Origin of the sequence: Pseudoflavonifractor gallinarum, from assembly GCF_014982855.1 — a bacterium.
Lineage (GTDB): Bacteria > Bacillota > Clostridia > Oscillospirales > Oscillospiraceae > Pseudoflavonifractor_A > Pseudoflavonifractor_A gallinarum.
In genome coordinates, this window is record NZ_JADCKF010000018.1 from 15,744 (window position 1) to 30,197 (window position 14,454).

Genomic DNA, 14,454 nt, shown 5'->3' on the forward strand with positions numbered 1-14,454 from the left:
AGGAAAAACTCATGTCCTATTTGATTTCAGAGGCTGCCCAGGATCTGCTGGGCGATGTGAAGGATTTTTGTGAAAACGAGGTCAAGGAGCCCTGCAAGGAGTTTGACCGCAGCGGCGAGTGGCCCAAGGAGATCTACGACCAGGCCATCGAGATGCAGCTGCAGACCCTGGAGGTCCCCGAGGAGTACGGCGGCCCCGGTCTGAGCCGGGTGGATGTGGCCGCCCTGTTTGAGGAGATGGCCAAGGCCGACGCCGGCTTTGCCACCACCATCTCCGCCAGCGGCCTGGGCATGAAGCCGGTGCTCATCGCCGGCAACGAGGCCCAGAAGAAGCGCGCCTGCCAGCTGATCATGGACGGCGGCTTCGGCGCCTTCTGCCTCACCGAGCCCGGGGCTGGCTCTGACGCCAGCGCCGGCAAGACCACCGCTGTGAAGGACGGGGACAGCTACATCCTCAACGGCCGCAAGTGCTTCATTACCAACGGCGGCGTGGCCTCCTTCTACTGCGTTACCGCCATGACCGACAAGTCCGCCGGCGTGAAGGGCATGTCCATGTTCTTCATCGAGGCCGGCACCCCCGGTCTCTCCACCGGCCACGAGGAGGACAAGATGGGTATCCGCACCTCCAACACCTGCGACGTGGTGCTGGACGACTGCCGTATTCCTGCCTCCAATCTGCTGGGCGCTGAGGGGCAGGGCTTCACCATCGCCATGAAGACTCTGGACCAGGCCCGTGCCTGGATGGGCTGCATCGCCACCGGCATCGCCCAGCGGGCCATGGAAGAGGCCATTGCCTACGGCAAGGAGCGTGTCCAGTTCGGCAAGCCCATTCTGAAGAACCAGGCCCTCCAGTTCAAGGTGGCCGACATGGCCATCAAGATTGAGACCGCCCGTCAGATGGTGGCCCACGCCCTGACTCTGATGGATCAGGGCCTGCCCTGCTCCAAGGAGTCCGCCATCGCTAAGTGCTATGCTTCCGATATCGCCATGGAGGTGGCCTCCGAGGCCATCCAGATGTTCGGCGGTTACGGTTACAGCCGGGAGTACCCGGTGGAAAAGCTGCTCCGCGACGCTAAGATCTTCCAGATCTTTGAGGGCACCAACGAGGTGCAGCGCATTGTGGTTGCCAACAACACCATTGGAAAATTCTAATTGAAGGAGCTCGAGTGATATGGAGATTCTGGTCTGCCTGAAGCAGGTGCCCGATGACTCGGTGGAAATCCACCTGAAGCCCGGCACCGAGGAAGTGAATCTGGACGGCGTCACCCCCGTGGTCAACGCCTTTGATACCTATGCGCTGGAGATGGCCACCCGCCTCAAAGAAGCCGTGGGTGGCAGCATCACCGCCATCACCGTGGGCCCGGAGAAAGCCCGGGACGCGGTGAAGACCTGCCTGGCCGTGGGCGCCAACCAGGGCTATGTCATCAGCGACCCCACTTTTGAGGACGCGGACACCCTGGGCCGCAGCAAGATCCTGGCCGCCGCCATCCGGAAGCTGGAGGCGGACGCCGGCAAGCCCTTTGACCTGATTTTCTGCGGCCGCGAGGCCACCGACCGGGCCAGCGGCCAGCTGGGGCCCCAGCTGGCTGAGGCCCTGGGCACCGGCGTGATCGTGGACCTGGTGGACATCGAGCAGACGGACGCCGGCATCTGCGCCAAGCAGGAGACTGAGGAGGGCTACCGCAAGGTAGAGTCCGCGCTCCCCTGCGTGGTCACGGTGAACAAGCCCGCCTATGACCCCCGTTACCCCACCATCAAGAGCAAGATGGCCGCCCGGAAGATGGCCATCCCCGTGCTCTCCGCCGCCGATCTGGACTCTGTGGAGCCCGGCAAGCCCACCGCCCACGTGGTCAAGGTCTTTGAGCCCGCCAAGCGCCAGGCCGGTGTGAAAATCAACGAGGAAACTGCTGCGGAATCCGCCATCAAGGCTGTTGACATGATGGCCGCCGCCAAGCTGCTGTAAAGGAGAGACAGACATGGATTGGGGCAATTGCAAAGATATTCTGGTCTTCCTGGAGCAAAAGGAAGGCAAGGTGGTAAATGTGAGCCTGGAGGCTCTGACTCCCGCCCGCACCCTGGCCGGTCTCACCGGCGGTAAGGTGCTGGCTTTGGCAGTGGGCACGGACAATGCCGCCGCCGCAGAAAAGGCTGCTCCGCTGTGTGACGGCGTACTCTCGGTAGAGGGTGCTGCCTTCAGCGACGGCTGCAGCGACGCCATGGTCTGCGCGCTGGAGGCCATGGTCAACAAGTATGCGCCCGCCGCGGTGCTGGCCGGCAACACCCCCCTGGGCCGGGAGCTCACCGCCCGGCTGGACGCCCGGAAGGGCCTGGGCAGTGTGCAGGACGCCACCGCGCTGAAGATCGACAACGGCACCCCCGTATGGACCGTTCCCCTCTACGGTGGCACGGTGCTCAACGACGTGGTGGTGGACACCCTGCCTGTAGTGGCCACCGTCCGCTCCGGCGCCTTCTCCAAGCCTGAGGCCGGCGAAGCCGCCCCTGTCACCGCTGAGGCGGTGGAGGTGCCCGCCGACGCCATCAAGACCAAGGTAGTGGAAGCGGTGAAGGAGATCTCCGAGTCCGTGAACCTGGAGGAGGCCAAGGTCATCGTCACCGGCGGCCGTGGTATGGGCAGCCAGGAGAACTTCGCCCTGGTGGAGGAGCTGGCCCAGCTGCTGGGCGGCGTGGTGGGCGCCACCCGTCCTGCCATCGAGGAGGGCTGGGTGTCCCGTGCCCACCAGGTAGGCCAGTCCGGCAAGATTGTCTCCCCCGCCCTGTACATCGCCTGCGGCGTGTCCGGCGCCACCCAGCACGTGTCCGGCATGACCGGTTCCGGCTATGTGGTGGCCATCAACAAGGACGAGGACGCCCCCATCTTTGATGTGGCCGATGTGGGCATCGTAGGCGACGTGATGAAGGTTCTGCCTGCCATGATCGAAGAAATCCGCAAGCGCAAGGCGGAGTAACCCAGCGGGCAGCGCTTCGCTGCCCTTCCCCCGGCACTTTGCACGATGGCATGATTGGACAAAAACAACAACACACAACGGCACCCCGTTGGTCCAGCCTCACCGGTTGGTCCGACGGGGTGCCGTTTTTCTAAACCGGCCGCCCTCTGCCAGCAGCTAAGGTACAAATACAGAAACGGTGGGAGCCGGAGGTTCCCTCATCAGGACCTCCGGCTCCCGCCAGAAAGAAGGTCGGTATTTCCGAAACGCTTCCTGTCTCACCCCAGCAGTATCGTGATTGCATGGTCTAAAATATGGGGCGTTCTGTCATACAGGTCCTCCATCAGAACACGCTCGGTCAGCTTATGAAAATCTTTTGCAGCGGATAAGTAGTCGCGGATTTCATTGTCAGCTAGAATCGTAGCCTTTACTTGCTTTGGAGCCGAGCGACAGATTCCTTGTACTGGATTTCTTTCAATCAAGCCACGGTTTACTGCCTGGCTTAGCACCTTTGAGAGTAGATTTTGAATATGCCGCATAGTCTGCTGGGATAGTGGTTTCCCATTCCGTTTGTTTCCATGCAGTTGATGCTCTTCCAGAAACTCCTCTATCTTTTGCGTCGTCAGGGATTCCAGCGGACAATCCCCTATCCAAGGCAGAATATGATTTTTCAATACATAGCGATGCGCTTCGCAGGTCGTATGCCTCACACTCGGTGCGTCATAGTTTTTTGTCAGAAAGCGACCCATTCTTTTACTGTCATACGCAACTTATCTGGAGGAACATCTCAATGGCTTTCCTCACTATGATGACGAGGTCGTTCGCAAGATGATTGAACGGGTCACTGTAGTCGATGCGGAAACAATCCGGGTCAAGTTCCGATACAGCGATTTGGAGATTGAACAGTCCGTATGCTAAAATAGAGACAAGGAGCGATTTACTTATGGAAATTTTTATAACAGGAGATACACATGGAGATTTCTGCCGGTTCCGGCCCGACATCTTCTATGAGCAGGAACACATGTCCAAGGAGGATTTGGTTCTGGTCTGTGGAGACTTTGGTGGAATCTGGTACGGTGATCCACGGGATGATGCAGGACTGGACTGGCTGGATAGTCTGCCCTACACCACGGCCTTCGTGCTCGGGAACCATGAAAACTATGACGCCTACAAAGGTTATCCCAAAGAGGAGTGGCATGGCGGACAGATCCAGAGGATACGTCCCTCCGTCCTGCATCTCATGCGGGGCCAGGTATATGAGCTCAACGGCAGGAAGTTTTTTACCATGGGCGGCGCATCCTCCCATGATATCCAGGATGGCATTCTGGAGCCGGACGATCCAGACTTCGAGGAAAAGTTTCAGCAACTCGAACAACGCGGTGCGCTGTTTCGTGTGAACCATCGTTCCTGGTGGGCCGAGGAACTGCCCAGCGAAGCGGAATATCTGGAAGCCAGAGCAAATCTGGAGCGTGTCCACTGGAATGTGGATTACATCATCAGCCACTGCTGCCCCTCCAGCATACAGGATGTGTTCAGCGGAGGAATGTTCAAGAAAGACGCACTGACCGAGTTCTTCGATGAAGTGTGTCAGAGATGTACCTTCCGGTATTGGTTCTTCGGCCACTACCACAGCAACATGGTGATCGAGAAAAAGTATGCTATGCTATATGAGCAGATCATAAGACTGAAGTAAGAAAGAGGGCTGTGCTGACGCATGGCCCTTTTTTCGTATCCTGTTTGCACATGGCTTTGTCAGTATGTCAATATGGGGGTTCGGAAATGGCTTGAAAAAAGCGCAGAAATACAAAAATACAAGTTGTGCAAAACCCTGAATCCATTGAGCCGCAAGGCTTTCCGGGCTGTATCTTTTTCGGCAACAAAAGACATGCGGAGTATCATTAAAGGATCTGAAAAGGTCTGCTGATGATACTCCGCATTTTTTATTTCCAAATCTACATAGCGATCTGTGTGGTGGCGTAGCTTAGTGCTACGCCTTTTCTCGTTTCCAAAAGAATGTCCCGCTCGGGGATTTTCCGGCGATCCGGCACCTCAAAGGATCCAATGCAGTTTTGGTGATTCTGTTCTCCTTGACCGCAGGATAAACCTCGATGTACTGAATGAGCTCGGCAGCCGTGCGTTTGGTGATGGAGCTATTTTAAAAAAAGCTTAAAATTTGTTAAAGCTGCCCGCAAATCGACGGGAATATGCTATAATAGGCTAAATTTTGCGGCCAAGGCCGCATGGGAGGTTGTTATGAACAAAAAGATTCCCCCGCTACACAGCTTGACATGGCTGTGGTGCAGCTTATTCGCATACAGCGTGCTGTTTGGGTTACTGCAAAAACTTTTGTCTTCTGTTCCCGGCTTGCCGGAGGGTATCGTGCTGCTCCTTAGCTGCGCGGTGGCATCGGCGATCCCCCTGCTCTGGTCCTCACTAGTGAGCGGCGAAGCCCCTCACTTCTCTTCCCAGAAGGCCTCTTTGGGCACGCTGGTTTTTCTCATAAGTGTGGCGCTGAGTGGAAATCTTGCCGTCATGGTACTTACTCCGGTTCTAGAGCGGGTGTGGAACCTGGTTGGCTTCACCGCCCAAGCGGCGGCAGTGGGAGAAGAAATCGCCACACCGCTGCTGGCAATATATATTTGTATAGTCGGTCCTGTCCTTGAGGAACTGATCTACCGAGGAGTGGTGCTGCGCCGCTTGCTGCCAGGGGGTGCGCGGCAGGCCATTTTACTGTCGGCCCTGTGCTTCGGGCTGATGCACCACGATCTCTATCAGGGGTTGTCCGCCTTCTGGTGCGGATTGATTTTCGGCTATGCGGCCCTGCACTACGGATTGGGGACGTCCATCAGACTGCACATCGCCGGAAACAGCATTGCTGTGGCGCTGCCGCTACTGCGCCAGGCGGGCACTCCTGGTGCCCTGGCTACCTTGGCTCTGGTGTTTGTCTCGGTGGTGATCGCAGTGACAGGAGGGATCCGCCTGCTGCTGAAAAGACGGGGACGGAAGCGCGAGAGAAGTCAGGCCGGCGGGAGTAGCGGCGTGTGGAGCAATCCCGCCCTGTGGATGCTGCTGGCCTTTGACACGGTTTATCTCGTTGTGGCCTCATTTACTCACCGCTGAAGTAGTATTTGGATAAAAGCCTTGCTTACAAGCCGTTGATATTACTGGATTTTCACAGATTCTTGAATGCCACTTGGACCATGCGGAGTATCATTAAAGGATCTGAAAAGGTCTGCTGATGATACTCCGCATTTTTTATTTCCAAGTTTATATAGCGATCTGTGCGGGGGCGTAGCTTAATGCTACGCCTTTTCTCGTTTCCAAAAGAATATCCCGCTCGGGGATCTTCCGGCGATCCGGAACCTCAAAAGCCCCGATGCAGTTGTAGTGGATCGTTACCCGCTGATTGGTAATGCCGTCCTCCTTGACCGCCGGATAAACCTCGATGTACTGAATGAGCTCGGCAACCATCCGCTTGGTGATGGTGGTGGCATCGGTGTAGCGCCGCACCGTTTCCAAGAAGGCGTCCACATCCATCCGCTTATCTTCCAGCTTTTTCAGCTCCAACCGCAGCGCCTTGATCCGTCCGGCGTTCTCTCCCTGTTCCTGCTCATACCGTTTGGACATTTTGGCAAACCGGGCATCATCGATTTTGCCGGACACATTGTCCTCGTAGAGCCGTTCAAAGAGCATATCCAGCTCCCTGTCCCGGGCCAGCAGCCCGTCCAGCTCCCGCTTCTTGCGTACCCTGTCATTTTCCGCCACCTTTGCCGAGCGACCCACCATCGCCTTGATAAAGTCGTTTTCATACTCATTGGCGAAACAGGCCAGCCGGTGGATCTCATAAAGCACGACCTGCTCCAAGAAGTCCAGCCGGATATAGTGGGTAGACGAGCATTTGCGGAGCCCGGAATTGTGGTTGTTACAGCTAAAGAACTTGATGTCGTGGTTGCCTTGGTTGAAGTGGAAAGTCAGATTGCCTCCGCACTCCGGGCATTTCAGATAGCCGCAAAAGGCGCTGGACTCCTTTGTTACGGTAGGCAGCCTGCGCCGGGTGGTTTGCAGGCTTTGCACCTTTTCCCAAGTCACACGGTCAATGATGGGCTCATGGACATTGAGGAAGATTGCCCGGTTTTCTTCCGGGTTTTCAATCCGGCGCTTCATCTTGTAGGACTTGGAGTAGGTCTTGAAGTTGATCACATCGCCACAGTATTCCTGCAAGGTGAGGATTTTCTTGACGGTGGTATGGTTCCACTTGGTAGGCTCCAGCGTACTTTTGGAGCCGCCCTTGCTGATCCCCTTGCTGGTTCGATAGGCCGAGGGGTTCAGCGCCCCCATCGTCCCCAGCGCCGTGGCAATCTGCAAGGGGCCGTTGCCTTCCAAGGCCAGACGGTAGATGCAGCGCACCACCTCGGCGGCCTCCGGGTCAATGACCCAAAAACGGGGATCGTCCGGGTTTTTCATGTAGCCATAGGGCGGCGGGGAGAGCGGAATCCCGGCGTTGCCTTTCATCTTATTGACGATCCTGCGTTTCTTAGAGATGTCCTTGGCGTAGTATTCATTCATAATGTTCTTAAACGGGGTGAAATCATCTTCGCCCTCGCCGCTGTCCACGCCATCGGAAACGGCCACCAGCCGCACATCATGGAGCGGGAAAAACTCCTCGGTGAGCTTGCCTACCTCAATATAGTTCCGTCCCAGCCGGGAGAGGTCTTTCACGAACACCGCCGAGATGTACCCGGCCTCGATTGCGGCAATCATTTTCTGAAAGCTGGGGCGCTTCATGGTAGTTCCGGTGATACCGTCATCCACGAAAAAGATGGTATCCGTATAACCCTTGTCCTTGGCGGCCCTTTGGAGTATTTTCTTTTGGTTTTGGATGCTGTTAGACTCACTGTCCATGTTATCGTCACGGCTCAGGCGACAGTAGAGAGCGGCTGTGCCGTGAGCAGTTTTATTGTCCGACTGTTTCAAAATGTCCTCCTTCCTCGGGTGTCGGACAATCAGTATTTCCAAGTATATTGTACCTCCGCCCCACCACTTTGTTAAGGATGTCGCCACATTCCAAATTCGCCAGTATGGGCTTTAAGTTTAAGAGGATGTCCGCCATTGTACCTCCTTCCCAAATGAATAACAGGCCAAGGGACGACGCCGGAGCGCCGCCCCTCGGCCCTTCCCCTCATGAAAGGGCTTTGACAAATTGTCCCAAAGTATCCTCTCATATACCAAGGACAGAAATCAGGCTAATGCGGGGGATGGTTACCAGTTTTCTTTCAGGTAGTTTCTCATATTTGTAAGTCCTCTCAATACGGAATCGCTGACGGCATCAAGGGTGACACCTTCTGCCTCGGCAACCTCTTTGAGCTTCTTTCCATCGAGAATACGGGCCTCTACCCGCCGCCCCTGCTTCTCGGACAGAGAATTGAGCGCATGACACAGCACTTCCAGCCGTTCCTTCCGCAGCACCAATTCCTCCGGGGACGGTTCAAAGACACAGGCGGAATACTCGATCCCATCGTCACAGTCCAAGGAGTATTGTGCTTTGTTGCGGGTCACACGGCGTCGATAGGCGGCCTCATACCGCTTGTTGGCTCTCAGCTCTTCCGCCACTTCATCGGAAACTTCAATATATTCATCCTGGGTGTACCAAGGGTAAAAGTCTTTGAGATTGATGGTAGTCATCTTATGTACCTCCGTTCAGATTTTTGTGAGTAGGCGATCTGAACGGAGGTGGTGGAGAACGACAGCGAGGCCTTACTTTGGGACAACTTGTCCCAAAGTAGAGAAAATGAAAAGCGCCTGCGTGGCAAGGCGACACGCAAGCGTATGAAACGACAAATTCATTTAGGTACTGCCATATTTCGTATCCGCTGCCGGACTGTCCCCATAGTGCGGACGGGCTTTTTTTGACAGATTAGGCGGATGGAAAAAGAAAAAGGACACGGTGATACCTCCCGGATACCGCCGTGTCCTGCCTTAGAGCATAGTGAATGGTCTGCCCACGGCGGTTTTTTTCTTTTCTGCCGCCGGGCAGATGATAAAGCGATATAAACATGAAAAAGCCGACAACATCAGGACTCGCTCCTGTGTTATCGGCTCTGCGTCAAAGCGTCTGGCTCTTTGATAACCAATACCGTTTGCTGTTTTACATTGACCAATGACTCTTTCTTGCACTTGGGACAGTACAGAGGAAAGTGTATCAGTTCGGTATCTTCCCTTATTTGTAGGCGTGTTTTGCTGCCGCACGCCGGGCATAAAATCCAATCTCGTTTTTCCGTATTGCTCACCCCTTTCAGCGGCCCCGATGTTTGTCCCGCTTTTTCTGCTGGCGCAATTCATATTGCCGTTCTTTTTCCTCTTCCCGCTGCTCACGACTTATGGTTTTACGCTCCAATTTGTTTTGTTCATGCTGCAATTTCAATGCCTGCTGTGCCTTTGTACCAATCCCGGGCTCCTGCAACTTACTGTGGATCTCCCGCTGCATCCGTTTAGGATTTATCTTCCGCTCCTCAACTCGTTCAGCTTTGATGGGTGGGCTGAATTTCAGCTTGCTCCAATTTTTGAGCAGGAAATCCCATACCTCATAGTCCTTTGGCTCCGCACCAAAAGTAATTTTACAAACCTCATATCGATCGCCGTCAACACGCTCGTAGACCCCGACCCAAAATGGATTTTCAAAGAATACCGTTAAGGTACTTCGTGCCATTACGGGGCGTTCCCCTCTTCGGAAAACTGGGCCGAAAAAGAATCCAACCATGCTAACAGCGCTTGATACAAAAGGCGCTGCTGGTCAAAGATTGTCCGGCCTACCAAGGGAATGTCTGCATATTGCTGTGCATACCCCTCGTTTTTTTCCGCAGATGCAAGAATACTTTTCCGCAGCTTGCTGACAAGGGCTCGGGCATGAGGGCGATCCATTTTGTTGAGGTTCGTAATCACCACATTGAAGTCAAAGGTAAGCGGCACATTCTGTTCAGCGATAGTGTCCATCAGCGTTTCAAAGTAGGCTCTCCCGGCATCGGTAATCGAGTAAATTGCCTTTTCAGCAAACCGCTCTCCCTTTACCACATCGCTCGTAAGATAGCCTTTTTCTTTTAATTGGAGCACCTTTTTGTAGACAGATGGGATGCTGATTTTTGTCCAGCGGGAGAAATTGTGGTACTCAATATCTTTTTGAATGTCATAAGCACTTTGGGGCTTTTCCAGCACAATCCCCAGAATCACCAAATCGATGGACGACATACATATCATCCTCCTTTACTATAAAATATACTTGCTATTTTTGCACCCAGAGAGGGCCGCAAAAACGCTTGTTGGGGAGCCTCCCCAAACCCTTGTCGGCGCAAGCTCCGCATCTTTCGCAACCGGCTAAAGCCGATTTCTCACTCGCTCTGCTGCGCCTCCTCTCCCCGCCGAACCCGCTGGCGCCGGGCTTCGGCGGGGCCCCGATGTAATTGTCTGCGGCCCAAGGACCTTAACTTTGGGACAAATTGTCCCAAAGAGAAATGCTGGTGGATGGGCTTAACCGTCCCCAGTTCGTCAGATGTGGAAAGTGTTTCGTCCAAAATAAGCAAGTAAGGAAATTGCATTGCCTCTCAAAACTATGCCTGCAAACCCTTGCAGATGGGGTGTTTTTACAGCTTAATTTTCCACGCAGCGCCTCCGCTGCTCCGGAACAAAATGTTAGCAGTATTTGAGATAATCGAGAATGGATAAGGAAATCATATTGCTCCCGTCAAAGTTGTGGTCGGAACCCCTTGCAAACTGGGCGTCGTTTAGGGCCAAATACTAACATATTAACTCTGCTCTTTGAAGCACTTCCAGTAGCAGAAAACACAGGTAATCCCCCTCCAATAAGAACCCCCCGCACAAGGCGATCCTTCCGGAGCCTTCTGTGTGGTGAGCTTCTCATAACGAGGGACTTCTTTCATTATGCGCTCATAGGGGCTGTTGGTAAAATTCATAAGTAAAACCTCCATGATGTTCCCCCTATCCCCCCGCCCTTTCCCAATCTTGGGAAAGGGGGCGGCTCTGGAGGATATACCCCGTCACGCCGCCAGAAAATAGAACAGCCGGGGCCGTCAGGCAAGGGCAAGCCGCCGTATAACGGCGGTGCTATGCACCCTTGCCAGGCAGCTCCCGGCTGTTCTGAACAATATGCGGCGACGGGGGATATACTACCCGAGCCATGTGAAAAAAAATAGTTTGGGACAAGTTGTCCCGAAGTGAAGAAATAAAAGTGCTAGTTTACCGACTTAAAAAGATCAATCGGAAAAACAGTGACATGTGATATTTTTATTGGTACAATAAAAGCACTGGGGGTGAATTTTTGATTTGGATTGAAATGAGCCGAGATGAAACACATGGCGGTGGAGAATGGGGATTTGGAAAATGTTTATGGTCTCCATCGTACAAACGCGGGGATAAAAAGAGTTCTTGGTTATTCTGGAAAAACCTTTTGGATGTCCAGCAAGGTGATATTATCATTCACCTACGAGGCAAAGGGCATTTAGCCACATTTGTGGGTTATTCAGTAGCCGCAACAGATGGACATGAAACCTTAGAGCATCCTCCCGAAGCCGGTAAATGGAACTATGCGACCAGCTATTTTCGAGTTTTGCTTAAAGATTATCAAGAATTTAAAGAACCCATTAAATTAGATAATGTTTTCTCAAAATATCATGAGCAACTTATAACATACCTAGAAAACTTGCCAAGTACACCAACAAATCGTTTCTTTGTTTACCAATCTGGACGCCTACAATGCTTAAATGGCGCATATCTTTCTAAGTGTGATGAAGAGCTGTTATCGTTCATTTTGAGTAAATGGGATGAAGAGAACAATACACTCTCCTCATCAACTCCGAGCATGTTATCTACAGCCGAAATATGGAGGAAAGTGCGACAACGCATAGGGCAACACGCATTTGCAGAAGCAGTCAAAAAAACTATCATTTTAAATGTTGTTTCCCAAGTTGTAATATTGATGATCCTCAATTTTTAATTGGTTCTCATATCGCTCGTTGGGTTGACAATCCAGATATGCGTGGGCAGACTTCAAATGGATTATGTTTGTGTGTATTACATGATAAGGCATTTGAAAATGGGTACTTTTCCTTGGATAATGATCTGCGGGTTGTGATCAGTAAAAAACCAGAAATACAAAATAGCACCGTGTTTTCTGAATATATCAAACTATTTTTTACAAGGGCATAATGCCAAGTGAAAAGGTTTTAGATTTTCCAGTGGATTGTAACACTCTCACTGGTAGCGTCAATTTGTGATATGAGTATATCAACCACCTTGCGCTTATCGTCAAAGCTCACGGACTCCCAATCATCAAGATAGCCCGTAATGCTGTCAATCTGTGAAGCGGAAACAGAATTAGCGGTGAGGTCTGCGACCAGCCGGAGCTGTTTCTGCCGTTCCGCATCCAGTTCCTCAATGCGGGTGTTTGCGTATTGCAGGAGAAGCGGATTAGCGCCGGACAAAGTGTCCAGAAGTTTCTCGATCTCGCTTTCCGTCTTTGCCAGGGCGACACGGGCGGCGGTCAGCTTCGGATTATAGCTTTGTTCCTTGCCGCCTTTCAGCGTGTGGAATTTCCGCATCTTCTTAACCATCTCGCCGTAAACAAACGCCTCCATGCTTTGCGCGGTCAGCGTACCGGCTCCCTCGCAGCTCCCATTGTCCGCCCGCTGTTTGCATCGTAGGTAAACAACGCCATTTTGAGCTCTCAGGGCAGTTAGTGCATAACCACAGCGCCCACACTTGATTTTCCCGGCCAGCCATGTGTTATGGCATTTCCGGCCATTCTGGAATGTCGTGTTTTGTGAGAGCTTGCGCTGAACGGTCAGCCAGAGCTGGGAGGGGATGCGCCCCTGGTGGGGAGCAATCACAAGGATCGGCTCCTCGCCCTCGCGCCCTTGATAGAGATAACAGCTATTGTCCCCTGTGAACATTTCCGGGGGACTTTCGATTTTTACGCCCTGGGCTTTGAAGTATTCGTAGATGTCCATATCGGCCTGGACGTAAACGGGGTTTCTCAGCAGCTTAGAGATAAAGGCCCGTTGCAACGCCTTGTCATAGACCTTGATGGAGTGTTTGACAAAGTACCGGGTTATATCGCCGTAGGAATTGCCCGGCTCCGCATACATTTGAAACATCAGCTCAGCAAAATCCATTTCCGCATTTTCCACCAGCTTCTTTGTCTTGATCCCGTCCATGACGATGGGCTCGGTATCAAAACCGTATGGCGTCCGGCCCCGCATATAGTAGCCTTTGGTACACCGGGAATAGAAAGCGTCCTGCACACGCATCTGGATGCTTTCGCGTTCAAGCTGGGCAAAGACAATGCAGATATTGAGCATCGCCCGGCCCATCGGCGTGGAAGTGTCAAACTTTTCTGTGCAGGACACAAACTCCACATCGTACTGCTTGAACAGTTCCATGAGCTTTGCAAAGTCTACGATGGAACGGCTAATCCGATCCAGCTTGTAGACGATCACCCGCTTAATCAGGCCCAGCCGGATGTCCTGCAGAAGCCGCTGGAAGTCGGGGCGCTCAATGTTCTTGCCAGAGTAGCCCTTGTCTTTGTATTCCTTACCCTCACCGCCTTTAAGCTCATAGCGGCAAAATTCAAACTGACTTTCAATGCTGATACTGTCCTTTTTGTCAATCGACTGCCGCCCATAAATTGCATCTATTCTACTATCCATAATTAGCTCCCTTCCGTTAAACGGGAGCCAACCTACAATTATATTGTACCTCTGCCGCCCCCTTACTACAAGGATGACTCTGGCCTACCCCCGCCCGGCATATTTGCGGAACACGTCAAACAGCCGCCGCTCAATCTCGCGGTTGCGCTTGTCCTGTTCCTGCGGGGAAAAAACGGGGGTGAGATTTCTAACGGTGATCGTGCGATCTCCGAGTACAGCAGTTTTGATTTCACTTTCATATTTGACCTGTGCCTGCATAAAATCCCTCCCATACAATCAAAGAATGTCTTGAAACATGGCAAAGGCCAGCACCGGGAAAGTGCTGGCCTTTGGCCGGATATGTACCTCTGGACAAAGTGTCCAGAACTTAGTAGGGGCTCCGCTCGTAGTAAGCCTCGGCCTCCTGCAAAGTGGTATAGTCGAACACCTCGTAAAGCTCGACCATCACCTGTTCAATGTCGGACGGCTTAAAGCCGCACCGCTCCATCGCGGCGATGACGTACCCCCGGCAGGCATCGTTGCTCCACGGCTGGGAGAGCAAGGCCGCCAGTTCTGGATCATAGTTCATAGAGCGTTCCCCTCTTTCTTGATAAATTAGGGAGTGCCGCGCCCGTTTCCTTGACCTGTCCAAAGACAACCATACTCAGCGCGGCATCCCCGCACAACGGGGAACGGCGGCCCGGAGGGACAGGCGGCCAGCCTGTCCAATGGCGGATCGTGGCCGTGGGCTGGCCCGGCCCACCTGCTGCGCTGGTGTTTGTCGCTCGTTCTCCGTGGAGAGAAGTCACCGCGCAC

General features: G+C 53.3%; 16 protein-coding genes. 7 read left to right on the forward strand and 9 right to left on the reverse strand.

Translation table 11 applies throughout. The features are described 5' to 3' along the window. The first annotated feature begins 11 nt into the window (after positions 1–11). The 3 genes from INF37_RS14945 to INF37_RS14955 are packed head-to-tail and all read left to right on the forward strand — an operon-like array spanning position 12 to position 2,965. Positions 12–1,151 (forward strand): acyl-CoA dehydrogenase family protein, encoded by a 1,140-nt coding sequence (locus INF37_RS14945; RefSeq protein WP_193539270.1) that lies wholly within the window; start codon positions 12–14, stop codon positions 1,149–1,151. 19 nt (positions 1,152–1,170) lie between these two features. Continuing rightward, positions 1,171–1,962, forward strand: coding sequence for an electron transfer flavoprotein subunit beta/FixA family protein (locus INF37_RS14950; protein ID WP_087287368.1), 792 nt, complete (start codon positions 1,171–1,173; stop codon positions 1,960–1,962). Positions 1,963–1,975: 13 nt separating this feature from the next. Further along, positions 1,976–2,965 carry an electron transfer flavoprotein subunit alpha/FixB family protein gene (locus INF37_RS14955; RefSeq protein WP_087287365.1) on the forward strand — a complete coding sequence of 330 codons (990 nt, stop codon included), beginning with the start codon at positions 1,976–1,978 and terminating at the stop codon, positions 2,963–2,965. A gap of 257 nt (positions 2,966–3,222) precedes the next feature. Here INF37_RS14955 and INF37_RS14960 read toward each other — a convergent pair whose 3' ends face one another. Beyond that, positions 3,223–3,693, reverse strand: a complete 471-nt coding sequence (locus INF37_RS14960; RefSeq protein WP_087287362.1) for a tyrosine-type recombinase/integrase — start codon at positions 3,691–3,693, stop codon at positions 3,223–3,225. A 194-nt stretch (positions 3,694–3,887) separates the two neighbouring features. On the opposite strand from INF37_RS14960, the gene INF37_RS14965 reads away from it, so the two are divergent. Both INF37_RS14965 and INF37_RS14970 read left to right on the forward strand, forming a co-directional pair. After that, positions 3,888–4,637 carry a metallophosphoesterase family protein gene (locus INF37_RS14965; protein WP_087287359.1) on the forward strand — a complete coding sequence of 250 codons (750 nt, stop codon included), beginning with the start codon at positions 3,888–3,890 and terminating at the stop codon, positions 4,635–4,637. Positions 4,638–5,197: 560 nt separating this feature from the next. Further along, the gene (locus tag INF37_RS14970; RefSeq protein ID WP_193539272.1) at positions 5,198–6,064 is read left to right on the forward strand and encodes a CPBP family intramembrane glutamic endopeptidase; all 867 of its coding nucleotides are present in this window, start codon (positions 5,198–5,200) and stop codon (positions 6,062–6,064) included. A 147-nt stretch (positions 6,065–6,211) separates the two neighbouring features. Here INF37_RS14970 and INF37_RS14975 read toward each other — a convergent pair whose 3' ends face one another. The 5 genes from INF37_RS14975 to INF37_RS14995 form a co-directional block, all read right to left on the reverse strand. Then, positions 6,212–7,918, reverse strand: a complete 1,707-nt coding sequence (locus INF37_RS14975; RefSeq protein WP_193539274.1) for a recombinase family protein — start codon at positions 7,916–7,918, stop codon at positions 6,212–6,214. 285 nt (positions 7,919–8,203) lie between these two features. Next, positions 8,204–8,626 (reverse strand): RNA polymerase sigma factor, encoded by a 423-nt coding sequence (locus INF37_RS14980; protein ID WP_186964386.1) that lies wholly within the window; start codon positions 8,624–8,626, stop codon positions 8,204–8,206. A gap of 407 nt (positions 8,627–9,033) precedes the next feature. Then, a complete protein-coding gene (locus INF37_RS14985) occupies positions 9,034–9,231 on the reverse strand; it encodes a cysteine-rich KTR domain-containing protein (RefSeq protein ID WP_186964419.1) in 198 nt (65 codons plus the stop codon). Positions 9,232–9,236: 5 nt separating this feature from the next. After that, a complete protein-coding gene (locus tag INF37_RS14990) occupies positions 9,237–9,650 on the reverse strand; it encodes a YjdF family protein (RefSeq protein WP_193539276.1) in 414 nt (137 codons plus the stop codon). Beyond that, positions 9,650–10,186, reverse strand: coding sequence for a PadR family transcriptional regulator (locus INF37_RS14995; RefSeq protein ID WP_186964421.1), 537 nt, complete (start codon positions 10,184–10,186; stop codon positions 9,650–9,652). Before INF37_RS14995 ends, INF37_RS14990 begins: the two co-directional genes overlap by 1 nt. 1,087 nt (positions 10,187–11,273) lie before the next feature. On the opposite strand from INF37_RS14995, the gene INF37_RS15000 reads away from it, so the two are divergent. Both INF37_RS15000 and INF37_RS16020 read left to right on the forward strand, forming a co-directional pair. After that, the gene (locus INF37_RS15000; RefSeq protein ID WP_193539277.1) at positions 11,274–11,948 is read left to right on the forward strand and encodes a hypothetical protein; all 675 of its coding nucleotides are present in this window, start codon (positions 11,274–11,276) and stop codon (positions 11,946–11,948) included. Beyond that, on the forward strand, positions 11,834–12,160 hold the full coding sequence (locus tag INF37_RS16020) for an HNH endonuclease (RefSeq protein WP_193539279.1): 327 nt from the start codon (positions 11,834–11,836) through the stop codon (positions 12,158–12,160). Before INF37_RS15000 ends, INF37_RS16020 begins: the two co-directional genes overlap by 115 nt. Before the next feature lie 17 nt (positions 12,161–12,177). Here INF37_RS16020 and INF37_RS15010 read toward each other — a convergent pair whose 3' ends face one another. The 3 genes from INF37_RS15010 to INF37_RS15020 all read right to left on the reverse strand — a co-directional run bounded on the left by INF37_RS15010 (position 12,178) and on the right by INF37_RS15020 (position 14,227). Further along, complete coding sequence (locus tag INF37_RS15010) at positions 12,178–13,659, reverse strand: recombinase family protein (RefSeq protein WP_118682143.1); 1,482 nt, start codon at positions 13,657–13,659, stop codon at positions 12,178–12,180. Positions 13,660–13,743: 84 nt separating this feature from the next. Then, complete coding sequence (locus tag INF37_RS15015) at positions 13,744–13,917, reverse strand: hypothetical protein (RefSeq protein ID WP_193539281.1); 174 nt, start codon at positions 13,915–13,917, stop codon at positions 13,744–13,746. 109 nt (positions 13,918–14,026) lie between these two features. Next, positions 14,027–14,227: a hypothetical protein gene (locus tag INF37_RS15020; RefSeq protein ID WP_021903912.1), complete on the reverse strand. Its 201-nt coding sequence runs from the start codon at positions 14,225–14,227 to the stop codon at positions 14,027–14,029. Positions 14,228–14,454 lie beyond the last annotated feature (227 nt).

Coding starts and splice junctions, on each gene's coding strand:
- INF37_RS14945 (WP_193539270.1), top strand. CDS start 12: ATGTCCTATTTGATTTCAGAGGCTGCCCAGGATCTGCTGGGCGATGTG.
- INF37_RS14950 (WP_087287368.1), top strand. CDS start 1,171: ATGGAGATTCTGGTCTGCCTGAAGCAGGTGCCCGATGACTCGGTGGAA.
- INF37_RS14955 (WP_087287365.1), top strand. CDS start 1,976: ATGGATTGGGGCAATTGCAAAGATATTCTGGTCTTCCTGGAGCAAAAG.
- INF37_RS14960 (WP_087287362.1), bottom strand. CDS start 3,693: ATGGGTCGCTTTCTGACAAAAAACTATGACGCACCGAGTGTGAGGCAT.
- INF37_RS14965 (WP_087287359.1), top strand. CDS start 3,888: ATGGAAATTTTTATAACAGGAGATACACATGGAGATTTCTGCCGGTTC.
- INF37_RS14970 (WP_193539272.1), top strand. CDS start 5,198: ATGAACAAAAAGATTCCCCCGCTACACAGCTTGACATGGCTGTGGTGC.
- INF37_RS14980 (WP_186964386.1), bottom strand. CDS start 8,626: ATGACTACCATCAATCTCAAAGACTTTTACCCTTGGTACACCCAGGAT.
- INF37_RS14990 (WP_193539276.1), bottom strand. CDS start 9,650: ATGGCACGAAGTACCTTAACGGTATTCTTTGAAAATCCATTTTGGGTC.
- INF37_RS14995 (WP_186964421.1), bottom strand. CDS start 10,186: ATGTCGTCCATCGATTTGGTGATTCTGGGGATTGTGCTGGAAAAGCCC.
- INF37_RS16020 (WP_193539279.1), top strand. CDS start 11,834: ATGGAGGAAAGTGCGACAACGCATAGGGCAACACGCATTTGCAGAAGC.
- INF37_RS15010 (WP_118682143.1), bottom strand. CDS start 13,659: ATGGATAGTAGAATAGATGCAATTTATGGGCGGCAGTCGATTGACAAA.
- INF37_RS15015 (WP_193539281.1), bottom strand. CDS start 13,917: ATGCAGGCACAGGTCAAATATGAAAGTGAAATCAAAACTGCTGTACTC.
- INF37_RS15020 (WP_021903912.1), bottom strand. CDS start 14,227: ATGAACTATGATCCAGAACTGGCGGCCTTGCTCTCCCAGCCGTGGAGC.